The following is a 23861-nucleotide window of genomic DNA, read 5'->3' on the forward strand; positions in this document are numbered from 1 at the left end:
AACTTTTGTTAGGATTTTTTTTTATTTATTTTTGAGTAAATCTCTGATTTCAGTTAATAATTCTTCTTGAGAAGGTGGTTTAGGCGTGTTATCTTGTTCTTTTTTCTCTTCGTCTTTCTTATTAAGTCTATTGATCACTTTTATCATCATAAATAAACAAAAAGCAATAATTAAAAATGATAGACAAGTGGATAAAAAGTTACCATATTTAATAGCTGTTCCCGGAATGGTTAATTTAGCCAAATCGGTCAAATCAGCCATCTTTAATGCAGGAGTGAGAACAAGAGGGGTGATAATATCTTCAACTAAAGACGTGATAATCTGGTTAAATGCGCCCCCGATAATTACACCGACAGCCATGTCAACCACATTTCCCCTTAGGGCAAATTCTTTAAATTCTTTTATTAAACTCATAAATAATAATTTTAATTATAATTGCAAAAATAAATTAAATTTCAAATTAACATAATATATGCTGATTGGGTTAGGTTTCAAATACTATTCCGAAATTTTCATCAAATAATAAAATACCGTCCCTTTTCTCCTGAGATTCGGGAACTGTAAATCCTTTTATTTTTGTTGTCTTACCTTTACCTATTAGATCGGATATTTGTTTTAAAGTTAATTTTTTGCCGAATATTTCAAAAGGTATAGTAAAACTGCAATTTTTAAAATCGGAACAGCCGTAAGCAGATTTTCCTTTGATCAATTTATGAGTTTTACATTTTGGACAAAATAAATCTTCTACAGGTCGTAGGGGTGTGGTTTGCTTTTTAGATTTTTCGTTTATTTCAGTATTTTTTTTCTCTTGTATGGATATTCGTCTGTATTGACAGTTTTTAACTTCTTGGGTCAGGTCGGTTACCATTTCGATAAGTTCCTTTTTAAAAAGATCGGAAGAATATTCCCCTTTTTCAATGAGTCTGAGTTTTTTTTCCCAGAGACCTGTAAGCTCCACGCTTTTTAAAATTTCGCTTTGTATCGTGTCGATCAGATCCATTCCCGTTGAGGTGGCATAAATTTTTTTTCTTTTTTTCTCGATATACTTTCTGTGTAGTAAAGTTTCAATAATATTTGCTCGAGTAGAAGGACGTCCAATACCATTATCTTTCATTACTTCCCTCATCTCTTCATCATCTACTTGTTTACCGGCGGTTTCCATACTTCTTAATAAAGTAGCCTCGGTGAAATATTTAGGAGGTGTAGTTTTTCCTTGATGAATGAATGGATCGTGAGGACCGCTTTCTCCAACTTCAAAAACCGGAATTAAATTTTCCTCTTTTTCATTTTTTTTATCTTTTTCATAGATGATTCTCCATCCCGGTTCCAAAATTTGTTTACCGCTTGCTTTAAAAGGTACTTCACCAACTTTTGAAGTTACCAAAGTATTGGAAATTTTACATTCAGGATAAAATACAGCAATAAATCTTCGGGCAACAAGATCATAAATCTTTTTTTCATCAGTCGAGATACCTTCGGGTAAAATATCGGTAGGTATAATAGCATGATGATCCGTAACTTTAGTGTCATCGAAAACAGCTTTCGATTTTGGTATCGGATTTTCTAAAAGAGGAGCAATAAGATTTTCATAATATTTCATGCCGGAAAGAATTCCGTGGATCTTAGGATATAAGTCTTCCGAAAGATAAGTGGTATCAACCCGAGGATAGGTAACGAATTTCTTTTCATAGAGGCTTTGAATGTATTTTAAAGTATTATCAGCAGAATAACCGTACTTTTTATTTGCCTTTACTTGTAGAGAAGTCAAATCAAATAAACGAGGATTCTTTTCTTTTCCCTCTTTCTTCTCGAAAGAAACTATTTCAAAAGGATATTTCTGTAAATATTCTAATCCTTTTTTAGCTCGGTCTTCGCTTTTCAATCGGTCGATATCAGCAATGAATTCCACATTCTTATATATGGTTTTTAATTCCCAGTATTCCTCAACAACAAAAGAATCAATTTCTTTTTGCCGTTGAACAATCATTGCCAACGTTGGCGTTTGAACTCTACCGATTGATAATAAGGTTTTATTTATGGCAAATTTTTTAGTAAAAAGTCGGGTAGCATTTATTCCCAAAAGCCAATCACCGATTGCGCGGGCACTTCCGGCAGCATATAAATTTTCATATTGGGAAGAATCCTTAAGGTTTTCAAATCCCTCTTTTATAGACTGTTCTGTCAGAGATGATATCCATAATCGTTTTACGGGAACTTTACATTTTGCTTTAAGCAATACCCACCGTTGGATCAATTCACCTTCCTGTCCGGCATCCCCGCAATTGATTACCTCTTCACATTCAGCAACCAGGCTTTCTATTACTTTGAATTGTTTTTCCACCCCTTTGTTGGAAATAAGCTTAATCCCAAAATTAGACGGTATGATAGGAAGGTCTTCCAAATACCAATACTTCCAGTTCGGGTTATAATCATGAGGCTCTTTTAACGTACACAAATGACCAAAAGTCCAGGTAACTTGATAACCGTTTCCCTGGTAAAATCCGTCTTTTCTCTCTTTTGCCCCTACAATTTGAGCAATATCTTTAGCGACGCTTGGTTTTTCAGCTATACATACAATCATTACTGATGGAAGGATTTTTCCTGCAAAATTGCAATTTTTTAAGTATACTAAGTAATTGATCTTTTAAAAAAGGTCGGATTATCATTTGAATAATTTATGATTTGAAAACAATATTTGACACTAATTATAAAAATTAATTCAAAATTTTGTCCAAAGAACAGTTAAAACCGCATTAAATTTATAGTAAAATAAATAAAAGTTTAAAAGATGTTTTTAGCATTAATAGTTTAAATTTGTGAAATTATGCTTAATCCAGTATCATTTGTAGCATTGAATCATAATCAGAGAATTTTACAAATAAATCTATATGTTAGAAGTTAAGAATCTATGTTTTTCATACACTAAAGATAAAAAAATAATTGAATCTCTTTCTTTCTCTTTAAAGCAAGGAAATATGCTGGCACTTGTAGGAGAAAGTGGAAGCGGTAAAAGTACCATTTTAAAGTTAGTTTATGGTTTGTTGGAATGGGAGAGTGGAGAAGTTATTTATAGAGGAAAAAAATTAGCAGGATTTAAAGGAAATTTAGTTCCCGGAGAACCTGAATTTAAATATTTGGAACAAGATTTCGGGCTTATGCCCTATGCAACCGTTGGAGAAAATGTGGGTAAATTTCTCTCTAATATAGATTTGAAAGAAAAGCAAAACAGAATTATGTTTTTGCTCGATTTAGTGGGCATGGCGGATTATGTAGATGAAAAACCTATCTCACTAAGCGGAGGACAGAAACAAAGAGTAGCATTGGCGAAAGCCTTAGCTCAAACTCCTTCAGTATTGTTATTAGACGAACCATTTTCTCAAGTCGATACTTTTAAGAAAAATATACTAAAAAGAGCTGTTTTTGATTTTGCTAAAGAAAATAATATTTCCATTATTTTAGCCACCCATGAAATAGAAGACGCTTTGGCATATGCAGATGAAATGATGATTGTTAAAGAAGGTAAAATTATACGACAAGGCAATCCTCATGATATATATCGAAATCCCGAAAATACCTATGTTGCCAATTTATTTGGTGAAAATACCATTTTAAAAAGATCAGATTTTCCGAACCTGTTTGAAGATTTAGTAGAAGATGAAATTCTAATTTATCCACATCAATTTATAATTTCTCAATCGGGTATTCCTGTAAAAGTAATAAGAAGTTATTTTATGGGCAGTCATTATCTCGTGGAAAGTATTTCAAAATTTAAAAGATTTTGGTTTATTAGTGATGAATCATTACCGATTGGCAAAGGGTGTTTTTTACAATTTTATGAATATCAGAAATTATTGGATAATAAATTTAATTAACTAATAGTTTAAAATCTCATTATAGATTTACCAAATAATCGTTATTGCTTAGCCACTTAGTATAGTAGGTTGAATTTCCTATTAATTATACTTTAAAAATAATGATTCTAAATGCAATATTGTTTTAAATACTCAGTAATAAGGATAAAAAAATAATAAAATGTATGAATTTTGTTACAAAACGATGATATTTTTAGTTGTTGATTTTTTAAGTGCATTTAATAACAGTATATTTGTATAAATCAATTTAATATGAAAAGAATATTATTTACTTCTTCTTTCTCAATTCCGGATGATTATGAGCAGGAATATGAAATTGATTATATTCCTTTTATATATGTAGAAATCTATCCTTATTATGAATTTATTAAGCAAATTCCTTTAGATGTTGATTCGTTTATTGTAACCAGTAAAAATTCTGCAAAAGCGATCAAGGATATAGAACTGGAAGGTAAATTTTTTGTAGTAGGAAAAAGTACCGCAAAAGAATTATACGGACAGAACAGAGATATTGCATTTATAACCAATTATGCTGAAGATTTGTTGGAAAGAATGCTGGAAACAGATATAAAAAAATATGTTTTTTTTAAAGGAAATTTGTCGCTCACCATTTTACCGGACGCTTTACGTAAAAATGGAGTGGAAGTTATTGGAATAGAATGTTATAAAACCCTTTTAACTCCTCATAAAATAGATAAGCAATATGATGCTATTGTTTTTACAAGTCCTTCTGCAGTAAGATCCTTTAGTTCCATGAATGAGATTCCGCAGGAAACTATTATATTTACAAGCGGTAAAACCACCGCTGAAACGGTTAGTACACTGGGAGAATACAAAATATATTATCCGGAAGATACAACAAAGGAATCCTTACTTGAACTAATAAAAAAGAAAATAAATGATTAAAAATACTTTATTTCTGGATGCTTTAAAAGGTAAACATGTCGAACGTCCGCCGGTGTGGATGATGCGTCAAGCTGGTAGATTTTTACCTGAATTTAGAGCTTTACGAGATAAGTATGATTTTTTTACCCGTTGTCAAACTCCTGAACTGGCAGCAGAAATAACTCTAATGCCTGTAAAAAGGTTTCCAATAGATGCGGCTATTTTATTTTCAGACATTTTAGTAGTTCCTCAAGCCATGGGATTGAATTTTGAAATGAAGGAATCCGTAGGCCCCTATTTGGAAAATCCTATCACTTCTGAATCTGATATTGATAGATTGCAAAATCCTCCAATTGAAGAAAGTTTAGGATATGTATTGGAAGCTATAACCCTTACCAAAAAACTTCTAGATAATCAAATTCCCTTAATAGGTTTTTCAGGAAGCCCATGGACGATTTTATGCTATGCTGTCGAAGGTAAAGGTTCTAAAACATTTGATAAAGCTAAATCGTTTTGCTTTAAAAATCCAAAACGGGCTCATGTATTATTGCAAAAAATTACAGATTATACCATCCGGTATTTATTAAAAAAAGTTGAATATGGTGTAGATGCCGTACAAATTTTTGATAGTTGGGGAGGCTTGCTTTCTCCTAAAGATTATGATGAATTTTCATGGAACTATATAAATCAGATTATTGAATCTTTAGCGCCCAAAGTTCCGGTTATAGTATTTGGAAAAGGCTGTTGGTATGCACTACAAACCATGTCCCGATCTAAGGCTTCTGCTTTAGGAGTAGATTGGACGATCACGCCTCAAAAAGCCAGAGAATTTACGGGTGGCGTAATTACATTGCAAGGAAATTTTGATCCGGCTAAATTGCTGTCTTCTCCTGAAAAAATATATTCTGAAGCACAACAAATGATCCGTGATTTTGGTGTTCAACAATATATAGCCAATTTAGGTCATGGAATTTTACCAAATGTCCCTTTAAAAAATGCTGAGGCATTTATTAAGGCTATTGTGGAATTTAAAGAATAGCAATAAATCGATGAAATCTGTATATTACTTAAATAATGATTAGATTTTAAATAACTTCATAGTTATATCTCTTAGAAAAAATATACTATCATCGAATAAAGATCAGCGGGATTGCATATATCCTACAACGAAACGTTTTTTTACTTCAAATTGTATAGTTGATAAATTGTAAATAATTCATACATAGCACTATATGGGCATGATATTTGTAAATTATTTAAATGCCTCTACATCTAAATTATCTGTCTGAGAAGATTTAAAGTTCTCAATTTTTACCCAAAATAACATTTTTAAATTTAATTTTATGAAGAAAATTTTATCAATTTTCGCATTCATTGTGCATGCAATTATTCTTTTTGGACAAGTAGGTATAGGTACAGAAACTCCGGACAGCTCTTCCATTTTAGACATAAAATCTTCTAATAAAGGTTTTTTACCTCCTCGAGTAAATATTACTTCTATAAAAGATACCGTTACAATTAAAAAACCTGCAAACGGTTTAATTATTTATGATCCGGATGGATTTACAGAAACAATTAATAATCAAGTTTATACTAGAGAAGCCGGAGTTTATATGTTTAATGGACATGAATGGCAACGCCTTTATTCCAGTAATAACAACAATAGTATTTCGCCTTCAGATGGTAAAAATTTAGTAGGTGTAAAAATAAGCATTAATCAATCGGGGTATGTTCCTCTTTCAGGAACTCAATCGTACGGATTATTACTTCAAAATAATTCAGTCGCAGTAAATCCTCAATTTGTAAATGGTACTTGGCCCTCACCATCAAGTTCGCCGTTAGATATTCTCAGTCCTAAAAATGGTGATTCAGGAACACTACTTTTTGAAAACAAACTGGCTGATCAAGCCAATTTTTTCCGCATTAATTTTGAATATCAAATTTTAAACAGACAACCGATTTCAAATGGTATATTTTATGTCTCAATTGTATCCAATGCTACCGGAGAAACGGTTTATTCAGATGCAATTATTGTTCCCGCAGGAACTAATGTCGGCAGTAGTGTAAAATTTCAAATAGCTTTTCCTACACTTTCCGATTCAAATTCAATTAATCAAGGATATAAGATTATGTTTCGAGCCGATACAGCTTTACCTATATTACCAAATAATCTTGGAGTTAAAATTATTGATATTTTAAGAATCAATTAATTAATAAAAATAGTAGCTGTAAAAAAGGGGATAACTTCTAATTTTATTTATGTAAATATTTTTATAAAAGATACTACAACTATTTTATGTATTGTGTGTATTTTTAGATTTATGATATATCACAAAGTTTAAAATAGAAAAAGGTATGCATTATTATCTATAATTATACATACAAAATGGGTAACTAAAATTTAGAATTTTCATTTTCTAAGGTTTGTTTTAAGTATAGTTCCCGTAAGCCTTTTATGGTATGGAAACGATCATAAATATGAATTTTAGTTGTTAAGGGAGCAAATAGATGGCCGAGTCCTCCGGTAGCTATTACAAAAGTGTCTTCCCCTAATTCTTTATTAATCCGATCAATTAATCCTTCAACCATACTTAAAAAACCAAACACCATTCCACTTTGCATAGATTCTTCCGTGGTTTTACCAAGTACGCTTTTAGGAGTGCGCATTTCAATATCTGAAAGTTGTGCAGTTGCTCCAATTAGAGAATTTAAAGAAGTAATGACACCGGCAGCAATAATTACCCCTTTTATATCTCCGGTTTTATCGACACAAGTTAAAGTTAATGCAGTCCCGAAGTCTACGATAATTTTTGTCCCCTTATATTTTTTATAGGCATAATATGCATTGGCATAAAGATCGGTACCCATTTGCGGAGTACTGGACGTTAGCTCTGTAGGGGTATTTCTGGTTACTTGAACCGTTTTTATATTATGAAGACGGGTTAGCGATTTTCTTACAGGATATGTTAAATGGGGTACAACGGAGCCTACTGCTATTTCGGTAATATCATTGGGATTAATCCCATAGTTTTGATAAGTCATTTTAAATTGAGAAAATAGCTCATCTTCACTCTTATAAGGTTTAGTATTCATTACCCAGGAATTAATACACTCTTCTTCTTGAAATATTCCAAAACGTATATTGCTATTTCCGATGTTTACTACTAAAAGCATATGTATATTTTATTTAGGATAAATATTGTTTTCTCTATTGATGTCTGCCATTCGATAAGTGGCGTCTATTTCAATAGATTTAATTTTTTCAGGTGGTACATCCAGACTAAATTCATATTCCTTTTGTGTCCATTTCCAATAAGGTAGATTTTTCTGATTAACATCAGATTCTTGTTTCTTATAATTATGCATCATATTTAAAGGAATATTATATATTTGTTTAGAACCATCTGAATATGTTACATTAACATCTATCGGCATCGGAAAATTACCCAGATTTTCAAGTGTTACCTTAGTGGTTTTTCCTTCTTTTCCTACGCTTTTGATAGCATAATCAATAGTTCGAGTGGTATAAGTCATATAATTCCAATACCATTTTAAATCCATGCCTGATATTTTTTGAGCAATATGTATAAAATCCCTGTCGGTAGGGTGTTTAAATTTCCATGTTTCAAAGTAATTTTTCATTATTTTGAAAAAAGTTTGTTTACCAACAATATATTCTAATTGCACTAAAAACAACTCACCTTTAATATAGGCAGCAACACTATAGCCATTATTAGTTAAAAAATGATCGGAAAATATACCCATTACTTCTTCCTGTCTAGTTTTTATAAATTCTGTGTAAAATTCAACACTATTATAATGAGGGTTTGGATAATTTTTTACATGGTCAGGAAATATTTTAGCCATCATTAAATGTTCTGCATACGAAGTAAATCCTTCATCCATCCAAGCTCTCATACTTTCATTGGAAGCAAGTATATGCTGAAACCAAGAATGAGAGGCTTCATGAAACATCAAATCGGCAAGTCCTTCCAAAGATTTTGCATTTCCCATGATCATAGTACACATTCCATATTCCATGCCACCGTCTCCTCCTTGAATAAAAGAATAGGTTGGATAGGGATAGGCGCCAAAGTTTTCTTTCATAAGAGAAAAGTATTCCTTGATATAAGGCTTAGATTCTTCCCAATAATTGGTTTGCTCAGACTTCTGATAAATCAAATAAACCAAAGGTCCGTTTTTAATAGAGATTGAATCAACTGTATAATCAGGATCGGCAGCCCAGGCAAAATCATGAATATTTTCTGCTTTAAAATGCCATAATGTTTTATTTTTTTTAACAACCGGTTGAGCATCTGCAAGATATCCTTTAACGTCTTTGGGGTTTTGGAGAACTCCACCGGCTCCAATAATATAATTTTTATCAATTGCTATCGTTACTTCATAATTTCCAAAAACTCCTTGAAATTCTCTTGCGATATAATCAAAGGTATGCCAACCTTCATAATCGTATTCTACTACTTTCGGGTACCATTGGGTCATGGTTAAATCAATGCCTTCGGAATTATTTCTTCCGGCTCTTCGAATAACCGGAGGAATCTGTGAGGTCCATTCCATTTCAAAATGAGTGGTGGTATGGGGTAATATGGGTTTTGCCAATTGTACTTTTAAAATAGTTTCTTCAACAGTAAACGTAACCGGTATACCTTCTTGTTTTAAGGATTTAATTTTTTGATACCCTATTTCATTAGATTTCAACGATGAGATTCGTGATTTCCCTTCACCGGTAATCATTCGTTTGTCAGCAGTCTTATTTAGTTCCTGTAATTTCTGATCCATCATTGAATTTGGTTGAAATGCATTCCAATATAAATGGAAATAAAAAACAGAAAGTGTGTCTTCGGAATTGTTTGTATAAGTAATTTGTTGATGACCCTTATATTGGTAATTTTTAACATCAACATCAATATTCATTTTATAATCTGCCTGTTGTTGATAGTATTTATTTATTTGTGAATTAGATAGTAATCCTAAGGTTAGGAAACAAATAAAAAATATTTTTTTCATTAAAATTGATTTAACGCAATTTAAAGATTAATTTTATTAAATAAGTAATAAATTACATTTCAATAATTTTTTAACTTTTGCTGGAATATCATATCATTTGTGCTTATATTTAAGTTAATGAAATGTTTTATAGTAAGAAAATTATATCCTTAAAAGGAATGTTACTAGTAACGATAAAATAACAAGATATAGTATAAATATTTAAAAATCCCAAAATCATGTAATTTGAGGAAAATATAAAGTATTGATTTAATGCAACTAATTAGAGAATAATAATTTTTAAAAATGTTGAATTTTAAAACTTAATAATTATCATGATAGGAAAGAAGTGATTAATAGAATAATTAAACTTTCTAATACTTAAAATTCTGTTTTTTTACTTGATATTATTTTTGTAGGACCGCCTGAGTTTTTTCTCTTTTTTTATATGTTTTTTCTTGTATTTATGATAATTTATACATGTTTATTAAGCAATGTCTAATATTTTTATAATATAGTTATAAGATCTTCATTGTCTTCCAGTAAATAATATGCTAAAAAAATAAGATTTTCTGAATCAGATGCATTATCAAAATGTTTGATAGGTTGATTTTTAGGTTCGTAAAATGCATTTCCGGATTTGATGATTTCCGGTTCATGTCCTTCAATTTGGAATAACAAGGTTCCGGATAATACATGTCCGATAACCGGACAGGGATGTAGGTGATAATCTGCTTTTCCTTTTGGAGGGATGATGACTTCCTTCATTTCAATTCTTGAAACGGTTTGGCTCTTTAGTACAACAGTCTTTAGATCTTTTCTTGTAACATTACTTTTTAACATGATTATATATTTAAATAAAAAAACACTAACTAATTATGTGCTTATTAAATTAATTTGATCCAAAGGTAGTTGTATATAATTATTTTTTCATTGACTTATGTTAAGAGATTTTAAACGGCTTAATGATTCGGGTTCAATTCCTATATAAGAAGCAATATGATATTGTGGTACCAATTGTTCCACATTTGGATATGTTTGTAGCAATAATTTATATCTTTCATAAGCAGTATTCATTAAAAGAGAAATATCTTTTTGGCATTTTTTAACGAATAAAGTATCTGAAATGTATTTTGCAACTTTAAACCATGCTTTTGATTCATTGAGAAGCAAATCATAATTAGTTTGAGAAAGACATAAAATAGTTGAATTTTCCAATGCTTGTATACTGCCAATGCTTGGTTGTCTTGTTAAGAAACTTCTGTATGAAGTTACTATTGATTCAGGAAAATAGAAGTCAATATTAAATTCTTTTCCATCTTTATCTAAATAAGATCTTAGAACTCCTGTTTTCACAAAACCAATAAAAGAACAAATTTCTCCTTCTTCTATAAGAAAATCTTTTTTAAACAATGTTTTTACTTCCAGCAATTCCGATAATCTGGTATAATATTGAGTTGCTAATTCTAATTTAGTACAAATTAAATCCTTTAAAAACATATGTTGTATTTTTATGTAAATATACCTAAGTAATAAGTAATTTTAGTGCAAAAGGAATTTATTAAGTAACTTTCGAATATCAGTCATTTCATTGTACAGTTTAGATATTAGAATATGTGTTTAAGTAATATTACAACTTTACATCGTTTTATAATGAATTTTTAAGTAAGAAACAGATTTATACTATATGAGTATCGGCGATTTCATAGAGTAATTAAATAAAAGTTCAGAACTTTTTAGTTTATAAATAATCATTACTGAAAACGCATATAATGCATTACAAAAGTTAAAGGGCTACTAATAGTTTTTATGAAGTTATGAAATCACCCATGCGATTTTTGTGATGTAAATACTTAAAAAATAAGGATTACATGTTTATATCGTCAAAATCTGAATTAGTATCAGTATTTTGTTGGCGATTCTTTTTATTATTACCCCTTTTATCATTACTATTATTGAATCTATAAGTAAAAGATAGGGTAAATTGTCTTGGACGCCATTGCATTTCCGAGTATCTGTAAAAATCATCTCCGTATGTTTTAAATTTCCTTTTTTTAGAATCAAAAACATCCTGAATATTGAAAAGAAATGTCCCTTGACCTTTTAATATATCTTTGCTGATTCCTAAATCCATTCCGTACATTTCTTTACTTTTATTTTGTCCATTTTTAAAAGGTGCCATGTAATTTCCTTGTAATTGAAAATTAAAATTTTCCGGGAGTTTTACTGTCATACTCATACGAGTTCTCCATGTAAACCCTTTTTTATCTAAATTCTCGGTAACTAAGGTGGTACTTCCGGTTATAGTATTAATTTTTTCATACGAATAATTCCCATAGCTTTCGTATTGAAATAAATTTACATCTCCAAAAATTTTCCACCATTTATAAGGATTTACAGAATAAGACAATTCTCCACCGTATCTATTTTCATGTCCTAAATTGGTAGGCATGGTATTTAAATTTCCGAGAGGGTCTGATGTAGTTATGAATTGTAAAGGATCTTGAGTTCTTTGATAATATAAAGAAGGAGTAATTCCCCAATTACTTTGTTGAAGGTTGTATCCCAATTCAAAAGAATTGATATAGGAAGGGTCTAAGTCCGGATTTCCTTGACGAGTATTCCTGTCATCAGAAATGTTTTTATAGGGGATAAGCATTCTGCTGTCCGGACGAAATATCCTTCGGCTGTAACTGATTTGCAATTGGCTTTTTTCCGTTAGATCATAATTTAGGTGAAGAGTAGGGAATAAGTCCGTATAATTTTTAGTAATGGTTGAATTAGCTTGACGAGAAACAACCTTGATAATTGACGTTTCTTCTCTTAATCCTGCTAAAAATGAAAATCCCCCCCATTTATTTCCATATTGTAAATAAGAAGATAAAATGTTTTCTTGATAAACCGTATTGTCTGTTTGATAAGGATTCACTACCCAAGAATTATTTTTAAATTCATTTAAAGAAAAATCTGATTTAATTTTAGAATAATCAGCTCTCATTCCGGCTTCTAATTGAGAACCTTCTTTAAAAGGCAATACATAATCAGATTTCAACATTATTTTGGTTTGCGTATTATCATTGGTATTTAAACCGGGAATTCGGTCAAAAATTTTAGAATCGGAATCTTTTAGATTATAAGAGTAGAATCCGTCAACGGTTAGTATATTTCCTTTTTTAAAAAAATTATGCGTAAAATTTAGGTTTCCGTCGATTCCGTAATTATTTCTGTTTTCTCGTTCTTTTCTTTCTGTAAGGCTTTGTATAAGTGAGGGATATAATGTGGTATTATAGTGGGTGGTACTTAAATAATTGCTGGTATTATAATTATATCCTATAGAGGTAGATAATGAGTTTTGTTCGTCAAAAGTAAAATTAAATCCCGTACTTGCATTTAGAGAAGTTCTTTCTCTATTCCTTTTAGAATCTTGTAGGGAATTTTCATCCATAAGGTGGTTCATATCATAACCAATGTAATTTTTTTTCTCTTTACCTTTATTTTTACCATACCTGAAACCGATGTTGGTAAACCAGTTCCATTTTTTTTTGCCGTATCCTAAATTAATAGATGTACCGTACGATTGTGGAGATCCTCCGGACATTTGAATACTTCCGGTAACACCTTTTTTTCTATTTTTTTTGGTAATTATATTTATAATACCGGCAGTTCCTGAAGATTCATAACGAGCAGAAGCATTGGTAACTACTTCGATTTTTTCGACCATATCAGCCGGTATGGATTTTAAAGCTTCGGCAGTATCATTAATTCCCAACATGGCAGAAGGTTTACCGTCAACTAAAATTTTAACATTGTCATTGCCTCGTAAACTGACCGTTCCATCTACATCTACAGTTACCGATGGAACATTTTGCATAACATCTGAAAGAGTTCCTGACTTGGCAGTTAAATCTTGAGATACGTCATATATTTTTTTATCCAACTCAACTTTATATAATGGCTTTTTTCCTTCTACAACAATTCCCTCCAATTCTTTAGCCGTTTGTTCAATCTTTATATTTCCTAAGGAAGTTGATTGAAGAAGCGATTTTTGATCGACATATGAATCAAATCCCGCCTGATCTATCACCAATTCATATTCTCCCGGTGTTACTTTAACAGAAAATTTACCTTTTTCGTCAGCCAATCCTCCAAATACTTTAGAAGTATCTTCTAAATTGGTTAAAGTAATGCTGCTGTAGGGTACGGGACGGTTATTATCTGTAATTATGGTTCCTGTTATAACAATGTTTTGTGAAAATATAAAGGTATATAGTACTAAACAAAATGTTGATAGTATGGATTTACTTGAGGTCATTTATTAATTTTATTTTCAGTATAGACAAAGCTAAAACTGAAAGGTTACATCGTAAGTAAATAAGAAGAGTTATTTTTTAGTGTTACTTTTTCTTTCGGAAGTTATTATTTTCGATTAATTCAAAAGGATTTTCTGTTTTAGTTTTTATAAAGCTTTTACCAAAGATAATAATGCCAAATACGATAAGGGCAATACCTACAATTTTTTTTATTTTGTAGGCAAGTTGATCGGTCAGCTGATGCTTAAACTTGGAAGCTAAAAATATTTTTAACATATCAACAGACACCATAGTAATTAATAAAATGGTTATGTATAAATAAAAATCGGAAGGTTTTGAATATTGTGCGGATATTAATACAACTGTTGTCAGCCAAAATACGATAACACCAATGTTAACCAAATTAAGTAAAAAACCATTCATATAGGTTTTAAAATAATTGGTAGTCGCAATATTAGCATCTGTTTTAATATGCAAATTACCTTTTGAAAGAATATTGTATAATCCGTAAATAAAAATTACAAAACCGGCAATCATGTATACCGATGGATGTGTGTCTATAAACTTTAGTAAACCTTTACTACCTGTATGCGAAACATAAATGCAAAGTATATCTGCAGAGATTACACCGGTTTCAAGAGCTATGGAAGGTTTTATACCTTTAGTAAGACTGGTTTCAATCAGAAGAAAAAATACGGGACCTATTAAAACAAGACTGAGAATTAGCCCAAGTAAAATTGCAGATGTGATTAGAGAAATCATTAAATTATTATAATAATTTGCAAGGTACGTAATTTTGTGTTAACATAATGTGACAGATATTAGTTAGATGAGATTATTTTATGGATTGTTTATCATGTTTATTTGAGTGTAATCCCTAATTTTTATCCCAAATACGAAAAAAAATAAAAAAATGCTCTTTATAATAATAATGTTTATCTACTTATTTTTAATGTAAAATAAAGAGTGAATTAACTTTTTTATTATTTATTTATCAAAATTCACCGTATCTTTTTTTCTGGTATCTCGATTTATATTTTCTGTTTTATTAGAACCATGGTTTTCGTTCGATGAATTATAATACCCTCCATCCTCATCTGAAGAATAACTTCCGTCGTAAGCACCGTATGAAGCCAAATCATCACAACTAAAATTGTCATTCATTGTTTCAGGTCTTGCAAATTTATCTTTTTGGGTTATTTCCAATTTAGGATCAGCATATATTTTTTGCATAAAATAGGGCCAAATAGGTAAAGCCATACTTGCTCCTTGACCAATGGAAGTTGATGATTCAAAATGCGCATATCTGTCTTCCCATCCAACCCATATGCCGGTAGCTAATTTAGGAGCAATTCCTATAAACCATCCGTCGGCATTTTTATTGGTCGTTCCTGTTTTACCTGCAATTTCAGCATCAATGCCCATACTCCTGACTCTTCGGCCTGTACCTTGGTCAATTACCCCTTTCATTAATTCAATCATAGTGTAAGCGTATATTTCATTCATAACTTCTCTTACCTGTGGTTGATATTCCTTGATTACTTTATTGTTGCTGTCTTCAATACGCCAAACCATTTCAGGTTTGGTGTAATTCCCAAAATTTGCAAAAGTGCTATAGGCTCCAACCATTTCATAAATGGTTAAGTCTGCAGATCCTAAGGCAATAGTATTGTTTCTGGGGATAGGACTTTCAACTCCTAAATCTCTGGCCATTTTTATAACTGCATCATATCCGGTAGCATCAATTAACCTTGCTGTTACCGCATTTTTGGAATAGGCAAGTGCTGTTTTTAAAGGCATAGAAGCGCCGTTACCGGCAACAGTCCATTTACCTTTGGTATAAGTTGCATTTGAAACTTGTGTACAAGGGGTGTAATTAAGGTTTTTAATGGCTGTGGCATATACAAAAGGTTTGAACGTGGATCCAACCTGTCTACGTGCTTGTTTAACATGGTCGTATTGAAAATGTTTCCAATTGATTCCTCCAACCCATGCTTTTATATTTCCCGAATGAGGCTCCATTGCCATTAGCCCTGCTTGTATAATATGTTTATGATATCTTATAGAATCCCAAGGAGATAGTAAAGTATCTTTATCGCCTTTCCATGTGAAGATTTGTAAGTTGATTGGTTTTTTAAATTCCGCAACAATTTCCTCATCAGATAATCCCTTATTTTTCAGGTTTTTATACCTTCCGGTTCTTTTCATGGCATCTGTCATGAGTTTGTTGTATAAAAAATCAATTTTAGGATCTCCCGGATAAGTGTAAAAAGGAGCATATTTCCTTTGTTTTTGCTCTCTGAAAAAAGATTTTTGTAGATTTTTTAAATGCTTTTCAATTGCTTCTTCAGCATATTTTTGCATTCTAGAATCTAGAGTTACATATATTTTTAGTCCGTCTTTATAAAGATTATATTTTTTTCCTGTTTGGTTTTCATAATCATTTAAAACGGCATTTACTTCCTTTTTTAACGCATGTTTAAAATAAGCGGAATATCCTTCGCCAATTTCTTTTACTGGTCTGTAGTTAAGCTCAATAGGGGTTTCTTTAATCGAATTGAATTCTGCTTCAGTAATGTAACCTTGGTCCTTCATTAAGCCCAAGACAACATTTCTTCTTTTTTTGGCATTTTCAGGATTAATTTTAGGATTGTTTACTACCGGATTTTCTAACATAGCAACCAATGTGGCACTTTGTGATAGATCCAAATCTTTAACATTTTTATTAAAATATACCTTGGATGCGGTTGCAATACCATTAGCATTAAATAAAAAATCGAATTTATTTAGATAAAGAGTTAAGATTTCATCTTTAGTATATAATTTTTCGAGTTGAACCGCGATTATAATTTCCTTTATTTTTTGGAAAGCTCGTTGAAATTTATTTTGCGATACCCCTTTGTAAGAAAAGTTACCCTCGTCATCATCTTTTTGCGTAAAAAGAAGTTTAGCTAACTGTTGGGTTATGGTACTACCCCCCCCTCTTTTTCCACCATAAAAAACAGCCCTGAATAAAGCTTTTTTATCAACCCCTGAATGGTAAGGAAAACGTTCGTCTTCTTTAGACATTAAAGCATAAATAAGGTATGGGGGTAAATCTTGATATTCTACCGGGATTCTTTTTTCTTTTTCAAACTTTTGAATTACAACACCATCTGCAGATATAATTTCAGAGGCAACAAATATATCCGGATTTTCCAAATCTCTAACATTGGGCATTTCTCCAAAAAAGCCATAAATTGTTAATAAAAAAAGCAAAGCAAATGATAAAATTCCGGCAAAAAATAATCCCCAAAACCATATAAAAAATTTTCTTATAAATTTTTTAGTGGAATTAGATTTATTTATTTTATTTATAGTATTGGTCTTATTCTTATTTTTATTTGTTAATGCCATAATATATATTCTATGGTAAGTTTATTCAATAGTTACTCCAAAGTCTACAATGCCTTTTAAAGTGTCTTTCCTCATTCCTTGAACAACGGAAAGTGTATAGTCCCCGTTTTTAGTAAATGAGAAATCTTTTTTATATTGAAAATAAATTTCTTTAATGGATCCCATGCCCGAACCAAGCCACTTTCCTGTTTTATCAGCTAATATATAATTTAAGGTATCGGTACTAATAACTTTTTTTCCTTCTTTTAATTTAATAAATAAATAGAGATTACTAAACTGATAATCCTCATTATTCCTTACTATAAAATTTATATTTTTTTTGTCGGAAGCATTTTTAACGGTAAAATTAAAATTTAAAGTATCTTTTTTACTCCAAGAATTATTGATGCTTTTCATTTGTGAGTATTCATACTTATGATTACAATTTATGAAAAGAAACATTGAGCAAAGAGATATAAAAAGAAATTTTTTCATTTAAAATTGTTCTAAAAAATTACTTAGGTTTTTTAGGAGTTCTTTTTTTGGGTTGATTAGAATTTGATTGAACGTTAGTATTAGTTTTAGCTTTTGGTTTAGGCTTTTCAGTTGTATTTTTTGAATTGGTTCGCTGTTGATTTTTATTTTTGGATTTCCGTTTAGTATTTGATTTCGATTTTTTTTCAAATCGATTCAAATTATTTTCTTCAATTAAATCAACTTTTAAATCTTCTTTTTCCTGAAGTTCATCTAATGGTTTAATAGTTACACCTTTTTTATTAAGTTCAACTAATTTTTTAACCTCATAAATATTTACAGGATACCAAGAAATAGAATTATCAGTATATGTAAACCACATTTGATTTCTAAATACATCCACTTTAATGCAATATGCTTTACCCTTTTCAGTTTCTAATACTGTTTGGCTGGAAGGAAAATCAGCTAAGGCATCCACATAGGTATCTAACTCAAAATTAAGACAACATTTCAATTTACCACATTGTCCGGCTAATTTTTGCGGATTGATGGATAATTGTTGATATCTTGCCGCCGCAGTATTAACTGATCTGAAATCTGTCAGCCAAGTAGAGCAACATAACTCTCGCCCACAGGATCCAATTCCTCCCACTTTGGCACTTTCCTGCCTGTAACCAATTTGCCGCATATCAATTTTTGAGCGAAAGGACATAGCATATTCCTTTATCAACTGTCTAAAATCTACTCTGCCTTCTGCCGTATAATATAACGTAACTTTTGACCCATCCCCTTGGAATTCTACATCACAAATTTTCATTTGAAGTCCCAAACTCCTGGCAATTTGTCTCGCATCAAGCATAACCGAGTGCTCTTTGTTTTTATAGTTTTGCCAAATTTCAATATCTTTTTGAGATGCTTTCCTATAAACTTTAAACAGTTCATCAATTTTAGCCTTTTTTTTCCTCATTTGGATTTTGACTAATTCTCCGGTTAAAGATACAATCCCTACATCATGTCCTGAATTAGCTTCCACAGCAACTATGTCGCCAATTGATAGGGGTAAATGGGAATCATTTAGATAAAAATCTTTTCTATCGTCTTTAAATCGTACTTCAATATATTGGGGTTGATTTTTTTGAGTAGGGGGGTGTATGTCGGATAACCAATTGAATACAGAAAGTTTACTGTTGCAATTTCCAGTTCCACAAGCTCCATTATTTTTACATCCTTTAGGTAGTTCTCCCGAACCACAAGAACTGCATGTTTCCATATTTTGATATTAATCTAATTCACAAAGATAGATATTTTTAAAGTTATAAGTCTTAAAAATATTTTTTACAATTACCTTTCTCAAGAAAGGTATATAGTCGTTATATTCCATTATTTAATATAAAAGGCTTACTTTTGAAGAAAATTTACAGAAATATTTAAAAATATAGTGGAAACTTCTAAAAAAGTAGATTATTCAAAATTAAATCCCCATATCCCTAAAGAAGCAATAGTTTATATTGAAAAATGGCTGGAACCATATTGGTTTCATTTGGTTATAAAAAAACCACGATCAACTAAATTAGGAGATTATAGAGTTCCAAAAGAAGGTAATCCTCATATAATAACAGTAAATTCGGGTATGTTAAAATCGTTATGTTTTTTAACTTTAACCCATGAAATAGCACATTTAAGAGCTTTTGATTTGTATTCTAGAAGAATTCAACCTCATGGTAGAGAGTGGAAAAAAACATTTTCTGAAATGATTTCTGAAAGTATTGATGTATATGAAGAAGAATTAAAAGTGATATTGAAAGTTTTTATGCAGAATCCCAAAGCAAGTTTTTATGCAGATAAAAAATTATCTGAATATTTTATAAGAAAACAAGATCCGAATGCGTTGTTATTGAAAGATTTACATGTAAATGCTTTATTTAAAATTAACAATAAATTTTTTTATAAATTAAAGAAATCAAAAACTCGCTATATTTGCATTGAAAAAAATACAGGTAAAAGATATTTGATTGCGGAGAATGCTCCGGTTACTGAAATAAATGTTTTATGACAAAGAATAAGAATTATTATTGTGTAATTATGGCCGGAGGTATAGGTAGTCGTTTTTGGCCAATAAGCACCACAAAGTTCCCAAAGCAGTTTCATGATATTTTAGGTACAGGGAAAACATTAATTCAGCAAACATTTGAAAGATTAAGTAAAATTATCTTAAAAGAAAATATTTTTGTTATCACTAATCAAGAATACGTTGATCTTACATTGAGTCAATTACCCGATATTTCAAAAAACCAAATTATTGGTGAACCCAAAATGATGAATACAGCTGCCTGTAACATTTATATGGCAGAAAAAATCCATAAATTAAATCCGGATGCAAGTATTATCGTTGCTCCTTCAGATCACTTAATTATCAATGAGAATCAATTTGTTACTAATGTATTAAACGCTTTAAAACATGCTAGTCATGATAATATATTGGTAACTTTAGGTATTGCTCCGACAAGACCTGACACCGGATATGGATATATTGAGTACATTAAGGAAGGCAAAGAGGGGCTTTATCAAGTGAAATCTTTTAAAGAAAAACCGAATCTAGAAACGGCTAAAGAGTTCTTAAAAAGTAAGAATTTTTTATGGAATTCAGGAATTTTTATCTGGTCAAGTCGAAGTATTTTAAGTTCTTATCAAAAATATCTTCCGGATATGTATCGATCTTTTGAATCTATAATCCCTGAATATAATACAGATAAAGAACCGGAGGCTGTAGAAAAAATTTATTCTAAAATTGAAAAAATTTCAATTGATTATGGCATTTTAGAGAAATCTGATAATGTTTGGGTGATTCCTTCTACTTTCGGGTGGAGTGATTTAGGAACATGGAGTGCATTATATGAGAACTTTAACAAAAATGAAGAAGGGAATGCAGTACACGGTAACAATATTTATACATACGATACCAGTAATACCATTATAAAAACAGACCTCTCGAATAAAATATATATTATTGATGGACTAACAGATTTTATAATAGTGGATACTTCAGAAGCACTATTAATATGTCCCCGAAATAATGATCAAAAAATTAAGGATTATTTAGAAAATATTAAAAAATTGGAAGAAAGTAAGAAATCTTCAAAAGAATAATATTTCTTCGTTTCTTACTTTTTATTATTTTGATGATATAGCATGGCTTCACGAGCCATTTTAAATATTTTTGAAGAGAACACGAAATCTAATAAAGCTTGGTTATCAGAAGTTACGATAGAGTTTTTATCTCCTTCCCATTCTTTAACACCGTTTTTTAGGTAAACTATATTTTCACCTATTTCAAGAACAGAATTCATATCGTGAGTATTTATAATAGTAGTTGTGTCGTATTCACGGGTAATTTCATGAATAAGTTTATCTATTATTTGAGAAGTCTGAGGGTCTAAACCTGAATTTGGCTCATCGCAAAATAAATATTTTGGATTATTAACAATAGCACGTGCAATAGCTACTCTTTTTTGCATTCCTCCGGAAATTTCAGATGGAAATTTCTTACGCGCATTTGTTAGATTTACTCGTTCTAATACTTGATCTACCCGTTCCCTCATATCTTTTTCAGATATATTTGCAAACATTTCAAGAGGAAACTTTACATTTTGTTCAACCGTCATGGAATCAAACAGGGCACTCCCTTGAAACACGGTTCCTATTTCGCTTCGTAAATTTTGCCTTTCAGATACAGATAATTTGGATGCATCTGTATTTTCGTATAGAATTTGTCCGGAAGTAGGTTCAAATAAGCCAAGAAGACATTTAAGAAAAACAGTTTTTCCGGAACCACTTTGTCCGATAATTAAATTTGTTTTTCCTTTTTTAAAAGTAGTAGTAATCCCTTTAAGGACTTCTACACCATCAAATGATTTAGTAACGTTTATTGCTGAAATCATTGTTTAATCTAGTAAAAGTTGAGTTAACATTAAATTTGTGATGATGATAAGGACTGTTGTCCATACAACAGCTGAAGTACTATTACGCCCAACTTCCAATGAACCACCTTTTACGGTATAACCATAATAAGAAGGTACTGTTGCTATGATAAAGGCAAATACGATAGTTTTTATAAAACAATAGTAAATAAAGAAATCAGGTGATGCCATTTGAAGTCCTTGAACATAATCTACCGGGGCCCAGCTTCCTGAAAAACTTCCCGCAAAATAACCTCCCAGAATGCCCATCAAAAGACTAATCATGATTAAGATTACATTAAAAAATAAAGAAGCAACCACTTTCGGAAGAATTAGATACGATGGGCTGTTTACTCCCATGATTTCCAAAGCATCAATCTGTTCGGTAACTCTCATAGTACCGATGCTCGATGCAATAAAAGAACCCACTTTTCCGGCTAATACAACACTAATTATTGTAGGGCAAAATTCCAGTATCAGAACCACTTTGGTTGCATATCCCACATAATAATCAGGAATAGGGAAAGAGGATGTCTTGAAATTATTATACATTTGAATGGCAACTACTGCACCCACAAAAAAAGAGGTGAAAGCAACCAAACCCACGGAATTAACTCCTAAATCATTTATTTCTCTAAGTAAATTTTTTCTGAAAATTTTTCTTTTTTGGGGTTTTTTAAAAACCCTTGCCATTAAGAAAGAATATGCTCCAATATTCGAAATCATCCCCATAATGGTGCGAAGTTACTATTTTTTTATTTTTAAAAAAAGAAAGATTATTTTTAAAGGAAACCGTTTTAATGGCAACAACTTTTCGCATGTGATCTTTGTTCCAATTTTAAAGCTTTATCTGAGGGAGACAATAGATGAATACCTAACCCCAACCCTCTTAATATGAATAAAATGCCTATTAAAACTATAAAATAAGGAAATATTTTTAGAATCTTAAATCTAACTTTAGCTCCAATAAATTTACCGGTTAATGTTGTTATGAACATGAAAGGAAATGTCCCTAATCCAAAAACGGCCATAAATAGCATACCTTGAATAATTCCACCGGCAGCAATCGAAGAAGTTAAAGCCACATAAACAGCTCCACAAGGAAGAAATCCATTAAGTACTCCGGTAAGATATCGGGAAGTATTGTCTTTCCTTTGAAGAAATCTACCTAAAAATAGTTTAATTTTAATCATGAACTTATTTATCGGTCTGAAATTATCTCCGATTTCAGTGGTTTTTCCCGGCAATAATACCATGAGAATTAATAGAATACCGGCAAAGATAGATATGTATTTTTGATATCCGGCTATATTAAAGCTTTTACCTACAATTCCTAAAATGCCTCCTAATAAAGAATAAGTAGTTATTCTTCCCAATTGATATAAAATATTCTGAGTATAGAATTTAAATTTATTAGTAGCATCCAGACCAATGGAAAAAGCGATCGGGCCGCACATTCCTATGCAATGAAATCCCCCCAATAATCCTAAACTAAGTGCTGTATATAAGTAAACGATATCTAATTCCATGTTAACGGTATTTCCATCTGATAGTTAGTTTTTTCTTTTTCCCAATATAATTTTAATGTATAATTTCCTTTTACTAAAACTTTAGCCGGTATTAAAATGGTATTAGAAGGAGATAAATCAAGTTCTTTCTTGTTAATATCTAAAGCTTGAGAATTGGCTCTGAAAAGTTTAAATTTTCCGGTGGTATTAGTATAATTAAATTCTTTTGGAAAGATTATTTTAATGCCGGATTCAGGTAATATTTCAATTTTAGGTTTTTCTTGTAATAAAGCAGCATGGTTGGTAGCATCAATCTCTTTTTGATAATTTATTTCTTCTTCATAATAATTATCTGTTACCAGGTCAAAAGTATTCTTTGAAAATTCTATGGTGAATATCAATGTACAAATAAATATAATAAAGCAGGCAAGTGTTAAAATAACCCCGTGCCCCCAAGTAAATTTAAATTTCATA

General features: G+C 30.9%; 21 protein-coding genes. 6 read left to right on the plus strand and 15 right to left on the minus strand.

Features of this window, described 5'->3' with window-relative positions; translation table 11 throughout:
- Positions 1 to 21 precede the first annotated feature (21 nt).
- Positions 22 to 414, minus strand: a complete 393-nt coding sequence (gene mscL, locus G8C41_RS00065; protein WP_160541680.1) for a large-conductance mechanosensitive channel protein MscL — start codon at positions 412 to 414, stop codon at positions 22 to 24.
- Positions 415 to 484: 70 nt separating this feature from the next.
- Positions 485 to 2581 (minus strand): type IA DNA topoisomerase, encoded by a 2097-nt coding sequence (locus G8C41_RS00070; protein WP_166005740.1) that lies wholly within the window; start codon positions 2579 to 2581, stop codon positions 485 to 487.
- Between the two features lie 307 nt (positions 2582 to 2888).
- Between G8C41_RS00070 and G8C41_RS00075 the strand changes: the two genes are divergently transcribed.
- From G8C41_RS00075 to G8C41_RS00090, 4 genes are all read left to right on the plus strand, one after another.
- On the plus strand, positions 2889 to 3872 hold the full coding sequence (locus G8C41_RS00075; RefSeq protein ID WP_160541682.1) for an ABC transporter ATP-binding protein: 984 nt from the start codon (positions 2889 to 2891) through the stop codon (positions 3870 to 3872).
- A 252-nt stretch (positions 3873 to 4124) separates the two neighbouring features.
- Positions 4125 to 4778: a uroporphyrinogen-III synthase gene (locus tag G8C41_RS00080; protein WP_166005741.1), complete on the plus strand. Its 654-nt coding sequence runs from the start codon at positions 4125 to 4127 to the stop codon at positions 4776 to 4778.
- Positions 4771 to 5796, plus strand: a complete 1026-nt coding sequence (gene hemE / locus G8C41_RS00085) for a uroporphyrinogen decarboxylase (protein ID WP_166005742.1) — start codon at positions 4771 to 4773, stop codon at positions 5794 to 5796. Before G8C41_RS00080 ends, hemE begins: the two co-directional genes overlap by 8 nt.
- A 304-nt stretch (positions 5797 to 6100) precedes the next feature.
- Positions 6101 to 6967 (plus strand): hypothetical protein, encoded by an 867-nt coding sequence (locus tag G8C41_RS00090; protein ID WP_166005743.1) that lies wholly within the window; start codon positions 6101 to 6103, stop codon positions 6965 to 6967.
- Between the two features lie 184 nt (positions 6968 to 7151).
- Here the strand turns inward: G8C41_RS00090 and G8C41_RS00095 are convergent, their stop codons facing one another.
- The 9 genes from G8C41_RS00095 to G8C41_RS00135 all read right to left on the minus strand — a co-directional run bounded on the left by G8C41_RS00095 (position 7152) and on the right by G8C41_RS00135 (position 19193).
- Complete coding sequence (locus G8C41_RS00095) at positions 7152 to 7931, minus strand: type III pantothenate kinase (RefSeq protein ID WP_105296798.1); 780 nt, start codon at positions 7929 to 7931, stop codon at positions 7152 to 7154.
- 9 nt (positions 7932 to 7940) lie between these two features.
- Positions 7941 to 9785, minus strand: a complete 1845-nt coding sequence (locus tag G8C41_RS00100) for a M1 family metallopeptidase (protein ID WP_166005744.1) — start codon at positions 9783 to 9785, stop codon at positions 7941 to 7943.
- 486 nt (positions 9786 to 10271) lie between these two features.
- Positions 10272 to 10607, minus strand: coding sequence for a cupin domain-containing protein (locus tag G8C41_RS00105; protein WP_166005745.1), 336 nt, complete (start codon positions 10605 to 10607; stop codon positions 10272 to 10274).
- A gap of 87 nt (positions 10608 to 10694) precedes the next feature.
- Positions 10695 to 11264, minus strand: coding sequence for a Crp/Fnr family transcriptional regulator (locus G8C41_RS00110; protein WP_166005746.1), 570 nt, complete (start codon positions 11262 to 11264; stop codon positions 10695 to 10697).
- 367 nt (positions 11265 to 11631) lie between these two features.
- A complete protein-coding gene (locus G8C41_RS00115; RefSeq protein ID WP_166005747.1) occupies positions 11632 to 14076 on the minus strand; it encodes a TonB-dependent receptor domain-containing protein in 2445 nt (814 codons plus the stop codon).
- An 82-nt stretch (positions 14077 to 14158) separates the two neighbouring features.
- Complete coding sequence (locus G8C41_RS00120) at positions 14159 to 14836, minus strand: LysE family translocator (protein ID WP_166005748.1); 678 nt, start codon at positions 14834 to 14836, stop codon at positions 14159 to 14161.
- 225 nt (positions 14837 to 15061) lie between these two features.
- Positions 15062 to 17470: a penicillin-binding protein 1A gene (locus G8C41_RS00125; protein ID WP_166005749.1), complete on the minus strand. Its 2409-nt coding sequence runs from the start codon at positions 17468 to 17470 to the stop codon at positions 15062 to 15064.
- A gap of 21 nt (positions 17471 to 17491) precedes the next feature.
- The gene (locus tag G8C41_RS00130) at positions 17492 to 17944 is read right to left on the minus strand and encodes a gliding motility lipoprotein GldH (protein WP_166005750.1); all 453 of its coding nucleotides are present in this window, start codon (positions 17942 to 17944) and stop codon (positions 17492 to 17494) included.
- A gap of 19 nt (positions 17945 to 17963) precedes the next feature.
- Positions 17964 to 19193 (minus strand): stage 0 sporulation family protein, encoded by a 1230-nt coding sequence (locus G8C41_RS00135; RefSeq protein WP_166005751.1) that lies wholly within the window; start codon positions 19191 to 19193, stop codon positions 17964 to 17966.
- Between the two features lie 168 nt (positions 19194 to 19361).
- Between G8C41_RS00135 and G8C41_RS00140 the strand changes: the two genes are divergently transcribed.
- Positions 19362 to 19976 carry a SprT-like domain-containing protein gene (locus tag G8C41_RS00140; protein WP_166005752.1) on the plus strand — a complete coding sequence of 205 codons (615 nt, stop codon included), beginning with the start codon at positions 19362 to 19364 and terminating at the stop codon, positions 19974 to 19976.
- Positions 19973 to 21070 carry a mannose-1-phosphate guanylyltransferase gene (locus tag G8C41_RS00145; RefSeq protein WP_105296790.1) on the plus strand — a complete coding sequence of 366 codons (1098 nt, stop codon included), beginning with the start codon at positions 19973 to 19975 and terminating at the stop codon, positions 21068 to 21070. The genes G8C41_RS00140 and G8C41_RS00145 overlap by 4 nt, the downstream gene beginning before the upstream one ends.
- Positions 21071 to 21084: 14 nt before the next feature.
- Here the strand turns inward: G8C41_RS00145 and G8C41_RS00150 are convergent, their stop codons facing one another.
- From G8C41_RS00150 to G8C41_RS00165, 4 genes are all read right to left on the minus strand, one after another.
- A complete protein-coding gene (locus G8C41_RS00150; RefSeq protein WP_105296789.1) occupies positions 21085 to 21861 on the minus strand; it encodes an ABC transporter ATP-binding protein in 777 nt (258 codons plus the stop codon).
- A 3-nt stretch (positions 21862 to 21864) separates the two neighbouring features.
- On the minus strand, positions 21865 to 22611 hold the full coding sequence (locus G8C41_RS00155; RefSeq protein WP_166004694.1) for an MlaE family ABC transporter permease: 747 nt from the start codon (positions 22609 to 22611) through the stop codon (positions 21865 to 21867).
- Positions 22612 to 22676: 65 nt separating this feature from the next.
- Positions 22677 to 23408: a sulfite exporter TauE/SafE family protein gene (locus G8C41_RS00160; RefSeq protein WP_105296788.1), complete on the minus strand. Its 732-nt coding sequence runs from the start codon at positions 23406 to 23408 to the stop codon at positions 22677 to 22679.
- On the minus strand, positions 23399 to 23860 hold the full coding sequence (locus tag G8C41_RS00165; protein ID WP_166005753.1) for a FixH family protein: 462 nt from the start codon (positions 23858 to 23860) through the stop codon (positions 23399 to 23401). Before G8C41_RS00165 ends, G8C41_RS00160 begins: the two co-directional genes overlap by 10 nt.
- Between the last annotated feature and the right edge of the window lies 1 nt (position 23861).

Source organism: Apibacter sp. B3706 (assembly GCF_011082725.1).
Lineage (GTDB): Bacteria > Bacteroidota > Bacteroidia > Flavobacteriales > Weeksellaceae > Apibacter.

Bases quoted from the DNA above. Each gene is read 5' to 3' on its own strand.
- mscL (WP_160541680.1), bottom strand. From the start codon at position 414: ATGAGTTTAATAAAAGAATTTAAAGAATTTGCCCTAAGGGGAAATGTG.
- G8C41_RS00070 (WP_166005740.1), bottom strand. From the start codon at position 2,581: ATGATTGTATGTATAGCTGAAAAACCAAGCGTCGCTAAAGATATTGCT.
- G8C41_RS00075 (WP_160541682.1), top strand. From the start codon at position 2,889: ATGTTAGAAGTTAAGAATCTATGTTTTTCATACACTAAAGATAAAAAA.
- G8C41_RS00080 (WP_166005741.1), top strand. From the start codon at position 4,125: ATGAAAAGAATATTATTTACTTCTTCTTTCTCAATTCCGGATGATTAT.
- hemE (WP_166005742.1), top strand. From the start codon at position 4,771: ATGATTAAAAATACTTTATTTCTGGATGCTTTAAAAGGTAAACATGTC.
- G8C41_RS00090 (WP_166005743.1), top strand. From the start codon at position 6,101: ATGAAGAAAATTTTATCAATTTTCGCATTCATTGTGCATGCAATTATT.
- G8C41_RS00095 (WP_105296798.1), bottom strand. From the start codon at position 7,931: ATGCTTTTAGTAGTAAACATCGGAAATAGCAATATACGTTTTGGAATA.
- G8C41_RS00100 (WP_166005744.1), bottom strand. From the start codon at position 9,785: ATGAAAAAAATATTTTTTATTTGTTTCCTAACCTTAGGATTACTATCT.
- G8C41_RS00105 (WP_166005745.1), bottom strand. From the start codon at position 10,607: ATGTTAAAAAGTAATGTTACAAGAAAAGATCTAAAGACTGTTGTACTA.
- G8C41_RS00110 (WP_166005746.1), bottom strand. From the start codon at position 11,264: ATGTTTTTAAAGGATTTAATTTGTACTAAATTAGAATTAGCAACTCAA.
- G8C41_RS00115 (WP_166005747.1), bottom strand. From the start codon at position 14,076: ATGACCTCAAGTAAATCCATACTATCAACATTTTGTTTAGTACTATAT.
- G8C41_RS00120 (WP_166005748.1), bottom strand. From the start codon at position 14,836: ATGATTTCTCTAATCACATCTGCAATTTTACTTGGGCTAATTCTCAGT.
- G8C41_RS00125 (WP_166005749.1), bottom strand. From the start codon at position 17,470: ATGGCATTAACAAATAAAAATAAGAATAAGACCAATACTATAAATAAA.
- G8C41_RS00130 (WP_166005750.1), bottom strand. From the start codon at position 17,944: ATGAAAAAATTTCTTTTTATATCTCTTTGCTCAATGTTTCTTTTCATA.
- G8C41_RS00135 (WP_166005751.1), bottom strand. From the start codon at position 19,193: ATGGAAACATGCAGTTCTTGTGGTTCGGGAGAACTACCTAAAGGATGT.
- G8C41_RS00145 (WP_105296790.1), top strand. From the start codon at position 19,973: ATGACAAAGAATAAGAATTATTATTGTGTAATTATGGCCGGAGGTATA.
- G8C41_RS00150 (WP_105296789.1), bottom strand. From the start codon at position 21,861: ATGATTTCAGCAATAAACGTTACTAAATCATTTGATGGTGTAGAAGTC.
- G8C41_RS00155 (WP_166004694.1), bottom strand. From the start codon at position 22,611: ATGGGGATGATTTCGAATATTGGAGCATATTCTTTCTTAATGGCAAGG.
- G8C41_RS00160 (WP_105296788.1), bottom strand. From the start codon at position 23,408: ATGGAATTAGATATCGTTTACTTATATACAGCACTTAGTTTAGGATTA.
- G8C41_RS00165 (WP_166005753.1), bottom strand. From the start codon at position 23,860: ATGAAATTTAAATTTACTTGGGGGCACGGGGTTATTTTAACACTTGCC.